This window comes from Fluviicola sp., assembly GCF_030151805.1.
Lineage (GTDB): Bacteria > Bacteroidota > Bacteroidia > Flavobacteriales_D > Crocinitomicaceae > Fluviicola.
On the sequence record NZ_JASLCN010000057.1, the window covers coordinates 1 to 6,165 of the forward strand.

Annotated in this window: 7 protein-coding genes; 3 read left to right on the forward strand and 4 right to left on the reverse strand. The window is 40.9% G+C overall.

Going from position 1 to position 6,165, the window contains the following annotated elements; all coding sequences use genetic code 11:
* The 3 genes from Q1V93_RS02245 to Q1V93_RS02255 all read left to right on the forward strand — a co-directional run.
* Positions 1–603 (forward strand): toprim domain-containing protein (locus tag Q1V93_RS02245; RefSeq protein WP_300660841.1); only part of this gene is annotated, 603 nt, incomplete at its 5' end.
* Between the two features lie 247 nt (positions 604–850).
* Positions 851–1,456: a hypothetical protein gene (locus Q1V93_RS02250; protein ID WP_300660843.1), complete on the forward strand. Its 606-nt coding sequence runs from the start codon at positions 851–853 to the stop codon at positions 1,454–1,456.
* Positions 1,453–2,091: a CoA pyrophosphatase gene (locus Q1V93_RS02255; RefSeq protein ID WP_300660845.1), complete on the forward strand. Its 639-nt coding sequence runs from the start codon at positions 1,453–1,455 to the stop codon at positions 2,089–2,091. The genes Q1V93_RS02250 and Q1V93_RS02255 overlap by 4 nt, the downstream gene beginning before the upstream one ends.
* On the opposite strand, the gene Q1V93_RS02260 is transcribed toward Q1V93_RS02255, so the two are convergent.
* From Q1V93_RS02260 to Q1V93_RS02275, 4 genes are all read right to left on the reverse strand, one after another.
* Positions 2,065–3,552 (reverse strand): DUF5723 family protein, encoded by a 1,488-nt coding sequence (locus Q1V93_RS02260; protein ID WP_300660847.1) that lies wholly within the window; start codon positions 3,550–3,552, stop codon positions 2,065–2,067. The two genes, Q1V93_RS02255 and Q1V93_RS02260, sit on opposite strands and share 27 nt — an antisense overlap.
* A 216-nt stretch (positions 3,553–3,768) precedes the next feature.
* Positions 3,769–4,677, reverse strand: coding sequence for a metal ABC transporter permease (locus Q1V93_RS02265; RefSeq protein WP_300660849.1), 909 nt, complete (start codon positions 4,675–4,677; stop codon positions 3,769–3,771).
* Positions 4,667–5,506 (reverse strand): metal ABC transporter permease, encoded by an 840-nt coding sequence (locus Q1V93_RS02270; protein ID WP_300660850.1) that lies wholly within the window; start codon positions 5,504–5,506, stop codon positions 4,667–4,669. Before Q1V93_RS02270 ends, Q1V93_RS02265 begins: the two co-directional genes overlap by 11 nt.
* A gap of 21 nt (positions 5,507–5,527) precedes the next feature.
* A partial coding sequence (locus Q1V93_RS02275; RefSeq protein ID WP_300660851.1) for a metal ABC transporter ATP-binding protein occupies positions 5,528–6,165 on the reverse strand: 638 nt, incomplete at its 5' end.

Here is a 6,165-nt window from a genome sequence, read left to right on the forward strand (position 1 = left end):
GCGATCATGCCGCTTCGTGGAAAGATCCTGAACGTCGAAAAAGCAATGCAGCATAAGATCTTCGAAAACGAAGAGATTAAGAATATTTATACGGCACTTGGAGTCCGCATCGGAACTGAAGAAGATTCGAAAGCTCTGAACCTGGAGAAACTGCGTTACCACAAGGTAATTATCATGTGTGATGCCGACGTGGATGGTTCTCACATTGAGACTTTGATTTTGACATTCTTCTTCCGCTTTATGAAGGAGCTGATTGAAAAAGGGTATATCTATATCGCTACTCCGCCATTGTATCAGGTTAAAAAAGGTACAAAAGCAGAATATGCATGGACGGAAGATCAGCGTGACCGTTTGATCAGTGAATTAAAAGGAGCTGGTGCAGATTCTTCTGTAAACGTTCAACGATACAAAGGTTTGGGTGAGATGAATGCCGAGCAGTTGTGGGATACAACGATGAATCCGGAGCACCGAACACTGCGCCAGGTAACCATTGAAAATGCTGCTGAGTGTGATCAGATCTTCTCCATGCTAATGGGAGATGAAGTTCCGCCAAGACGTGAATTCATTGAGAAAAATGCGAAATACGCAAAAATTGATATCTAAACAGCGAAAAGCCCTTGAAATTTCAAGGGCTTTTTTTATTCCAATTACAATGAGAAATAACGAGTAGTTGTTTTCTGCTAATCTCTCAAATTGTGCAGATTTAATCAGGCTTAACTAAAAACTTCCGTTTAATAATTCCATTCTTAAAATTAGCTCATCAGCGTTATCTGCGGGAATTATAAAAAATCTCCCCCAAAACTTTTTATATTTATAGTCGAATCAATTTTAGTCAAACGAAATCAGTACTATGCGTTATCGATTATTGCTCTTGTTCCTTCCGACAATCCTCCTTACAGGATGCTTTGACTACGATAAGGAAAACAAAGAGATCAGAGAGGCTTTTAAGAATAATCATTACAATTTCAAGCTGGATAAAACGGTAACCTACGAAGGCATTTCGTTTACTATTCCGGATCATTTCAAACGGTATTATTCGCATAATTACACTGTTAAAAATTCTTCAATTACCCGGACAAGCAATGCATTGAATATCTATTTTTCGGTTGAACGTTTCAATAAATCCGATTTGTACCGGGAATTTGTTTCCGATTTCATCATCAAGAATGACTTATTGAATACTTTCCAGGATGCTTACGTTTGGCGCAGATATGCTTCTCTGGATAATGCCGGAGCTTCGATCAAAAAAGAGCTTCCGAAAAATCTGAAACAGAAAGGGGTTATTCAGACCGTGTCCGGCGACGGTTCGTATTCCGGGCAAACTTACTATGCAACGGCTACGATTAAAATCAAGGACGATTACTTTGTTTTCCAATGGATCACGAGCAAACCTATCATGAATTACACCTACGACGATTTTGAGCGAATTCTGAAAAGTGTGAAAAAAGCAAAATGACACATGAAGATTTAATTGAGAAGTTTTCGGGTGAATTGCCCGGAGAAAAATCTCACTTAGCATTTATGCCTTACAGAGGCAGTTCCAGAGAACAAATTCAAAATGGAATTTCATACCGGGATTCTGCAGTTGCCATTATTCTCTTTCACAATAGCGAAAATAAGCTTTGTACGATCGTTACGCAGCGGCAGCAATACGAAGGTTCACACAGCGGTCAGATCAGTTTTCCGGGAGGAAAAAAAGAGCCGAACGATCCGGATCTGATGTTTACAGCCATCAGAGAATGTTGGGAAGAAATCGGAATTGATGCCGGCTCTTTCGAATTTCTGAAAGAACTTACGCCTTTATTTGTTCCGGTGAGTCAATTCCTGATCACGCCTTTTGTGTTTTATTCCACGGAACAATCTTTTGAATACACTCGTTCGGAACGGGAAGTAGCTGAAATACACGAATTGGATTTGCTGGCACTTTACGAACCGGAATCCGTTATTACGCTGGATATTCCATTGAATAAGGAATTTACGATGAAGAATGTCCCGCATTTCAAACAAGCAGACATTCTGATCTGGGGAGCTACCGCTTTAATTCTGAATGAGCTGAAGGATCTCCTAAAATCTGACTCTGGCAAAGCCTAAAGCAGCCGAAACACTCGTTCCGTTTTTCAGGAAGAAACTCAATGCATCTCTGGAAGCTACCCCGAATTCATATGCTCCGTCTTTGATGATGAAAGTGAGCCCGAGCGGCATATTGTGCTTGTAAATTCCACCACCGAAATAACCGACACTCAATTGCAGCCATTTCACCGGAATGATATCTCCCCCGAATGAATAAACCGGATTTTGAATAGATCCCGGGTTTTCCTTGTTAAACGGAGCAACCAGATCAAATCCCAAACGAAGGTATTTGATCGGCTCATAGCTGACTCCGAATCTGAAATCCGAAGCATTTACCACCGTATATTTTTGTTTTCCTTCCAGGGTCATCAATCCGTTATCCCGCACCAGCTGATTCACAGTTTGGGTAATATTCTCGCCATTCAAACCACCCAACGCAAAGGAAGCGAACAAGGTATCTTTCACTTTGTACACATTTCGCTTGTAAGTCACCGATCCGATATTGTTTACAGCAACAGCAACGCGCAGTTTATTGAAGAGAATCAAACTTGCGGATAGATCAATTCCATAACCTGTTCCCATTACCGGAGCAATTCCCTTACTTTTCTTCTGCATGGCATTCGATCCGCCGACATTCCCGTAATCAATATCAAAAGTTGGTGTAATGGATGTGTACATTCTGAGTCCATCGTCATCGGAAGTCATGTTAAACATCGCCATCGAAGTGATCAATCTTGCTCCTACTCCTCCGTATACTTCGAAAACAGAATCTCTTCCGAATAATTTACGCCCGTAACCGATGTTGTAACTTCTGTTCCAAACCATTTGGATCTGCGTTCCTTTCGTCAATTCACTGATCCGGATCGGAACATTCAAAGATCCGCTGATAACATGCCCCAAAGAATCCTGGGAAATGTTGGCGTTATTCGCAATTCTGGAAGTGTCCGAACCATAAACAACTGTTAAAGAGTCAAAGATCGAAGATAATTTTCCGCGGAATAGCAAATCGGTTGTTTTAGCATTCATTTTAGAATACCAGCTGTAGCTTTCGCGAATATTGAAGGCAATTCCTCCGAATTTTTCACCGTAGTATGAAAATCCCAGCCAGTTATAATCAAAATTAATGGCTACTCCCGCTTCTGCATAATCGCCAACGGCCTGCATTTGCCGCTTGTAATCAAGCTCATTCGGATTTTTATGCTGAGCAGCATTGTAGAGTGTTTTTGTGAGGTTCTGCAGTTTTTTCGAATTCAAAGAATCCGATGAAATACCAAATGCAAATTCAGAAGTTCCGGTGGTAAATTTTTTGCCTGCATATCTCGGACGCCATCCAAGTGCCGATGTATTGATTCCCAATGCATGATAATCTGTCACAAATGGAGTTGCCACTCCTTTTCCAACAGTTGGAAAGGCTACACCCTGAGTTTGAGAAAATGAATAAGAATACGCTAAAAGGGTAAGGATTATTAGTTTGATCTTCATAAGTGTTGTAGAATGTTCGCTAAAGAAACAAAAAAATGAAGAACCTGCAACAATCAAAAACAAAAAGAGGAGTAAATTCAATGTAACTTACTCCTCTTTTTGCTAAACCATGCTAAAACTATAAAACCCAAAACTAACAACTATGAAAAATTGTTGTTCTCGAAGCAAAGGTACATCAGAATATTGAATTGACAACTATTATTCACTTTTTTTTGTTCAAATAATTCCCTGATTCTTGTATTCTTGAAATTTCGATTCATTACTACTTCTTCGATTTCCAACTTTTTTCCCATAAGGGGAAAGCAATACAGAAAGCATAAAAATCAACCCATTTACGCAAACTACCAGTGGTGAGATGGAAATATTGATCCATTTTCCAAGCAACACTCCAAGGACACATGATACTATTCCTATGCATGCAGAATAGATAAAAGTTCTGCTCAATGTTTTGGAAAATTGCAATGCTGTTGCCGCAGGAAGAACCAATAAACCAATTACGAGGATCACTCCGACACTTTCAAAACTCAATACGGCGTGAACACTTAAAAGTAGCATCAAAGTTAAATGGAAGAGTTGCATCGGAATCCCGATGAATGATCCGAAATGCGGATTGAATGCCCAGACTTTCCAGCCTTTGAATCCCAAAACGATCACTAAAAGTAAAACAACCGTCAAAGGCAATAATTGTAAGATTGCTCTTGTTCCATACAGGTATTCGCCGATAATTACCTGATCCAGGATGGAGGTTTCCAAATCTCCGTATAAGACACATTCCTGATCCAGATCGCTGTTTTTTCCGGCAAAAATGGCAATCAGCAACACTCCGATCGCGAATAAAAAAGTAAAGGTGAATCCAATTGCCGCATCTTCCTGAATGCGCCATTTTCTTCTCAGGAAATCAATCAAAAAAGTCGTTAGAAAACCGGTAGCCGCCGCTCCCAAAAGCATCGGTCCGGAATCTCTTGTTCCGCTTAGTAAATATGCCACAACAATTCCAGGCAAAACGGCGTGAGAAATGGCATCTCCCACCATTACCAAACTTTTGGAAACCAGCAAAACGCCCAGTAATGATGCCGGAATAGCAACAGAACAAGCGGTCAATATCATCAACACATCATTTTCCATAGTTCTTCCCTTTTGATTGGATTTTTACTGTTATCGCAACCACAATTGCACAAGCACTTAAAACCATGATAATGCACGGACCGGTCGGAATATTCTTTCCTAAAATGGAAATGTAAGATCCTAATAAGGACGAGAAGGTTCCGAAAAGCAACGCGAAAGTCAGAATCCGGCTTAAGCGATAAGTCAGCATTCTCGCAGACAACACCGGAATGATTAAAAGTGCAGACATCAATACAACACCAACAGCCTGAACTCCCATCGCGACCACCAGGATTGTCATTGAATTTAAAATAAAATCGTTCCAGCGCAGGGAAAATCCTTTACTGATCATAAATTCTTTGTTAAAGGCAAAACTGAACATCACTCTGTAACGCAGGAAAACGGTTGTAACAATCACGATGGAGACACCGAGAAACAAATACAAATCCTGAAGATCCAAAGCCGCAATTTTCCCGAAAAGGAAATCACTCAATCCCGCTTGTCCGTCATCAGGTCTTCCCTGGATATAAGACAGCAAAGCCAAACCGAATGCAAAAAAGATACTGAGTGTTGCTGCAACAATTGCATCGGATTTTAGTTTGGTTTTTCGCTGCAGCCAGGAAATTTGCTGTGTTGCCAGCCATCCTGCACAAAAAGCTCCGAGCATCAGAATCCAGGTGGTTCGCTGTCCCGATACCATATAAGCCAATACAATTCCGGGCAAAATGGAATGAGAAATAGCATCTCCGATCAGCGATTTCTTTTGCAGGAAAGTAAATGTTCCCACCAAAGCCGCGCAAATGCCGATCAATGCCGTCCCGATAAATACAATCCAAATACTTAAATCCATTTCAACGTTTCTAAATTCATCTTACTGTTTATTCTTATTCAGCAGAAATGTCATTCCGTAAGCTTGTTCGATGTTTTCCGGAGTTAAAACTTCTTCTTTCGAACCGCTGGCAATCAGTTTTTTGTTCAACAGGATCACATCGTCAAAATGCTGAGCCACAATGGATAAATCATGGTGTACGATAACGATTGTTTTTCCGGCATCCCTCAATTTCCGCACGATTGTCAGAATTGCCTCCTGAGAAGCCATATCAATCCCAACGAAAGGTTCATCCATAATGATTAATTCTGCTTCCTGGGCCAAAGCTCTCGCTAAAAATACGCGTTGCTGCTGTCCGCCGGAAAGCTGTCCGATCTGTCGTGTAGAGAAATCAGCCAGCTGCACTTTTCGAAGGGTTTCTTTTACGATTTCCTTATCGGCAGAAGTTGTTCTTGCCCACCATTTCTTTGGGGTAATCCGTCCCATTTCGACCACTTCTTCAACGGTAATCGGGAAATCCCAATCAATGGATTCCCGTTGAGGAACATAGGCGATTTTTGAGCGAAATTTTTCAAAACTGCTGCCAAAGAAAGAAACCTGCCCTTCTTTTATCGGTGTTATTCCCAGGATTCCTTTTAGAAAAGTCGATTTCCCTGAACCGTTCGGTCCGATAATTCCTG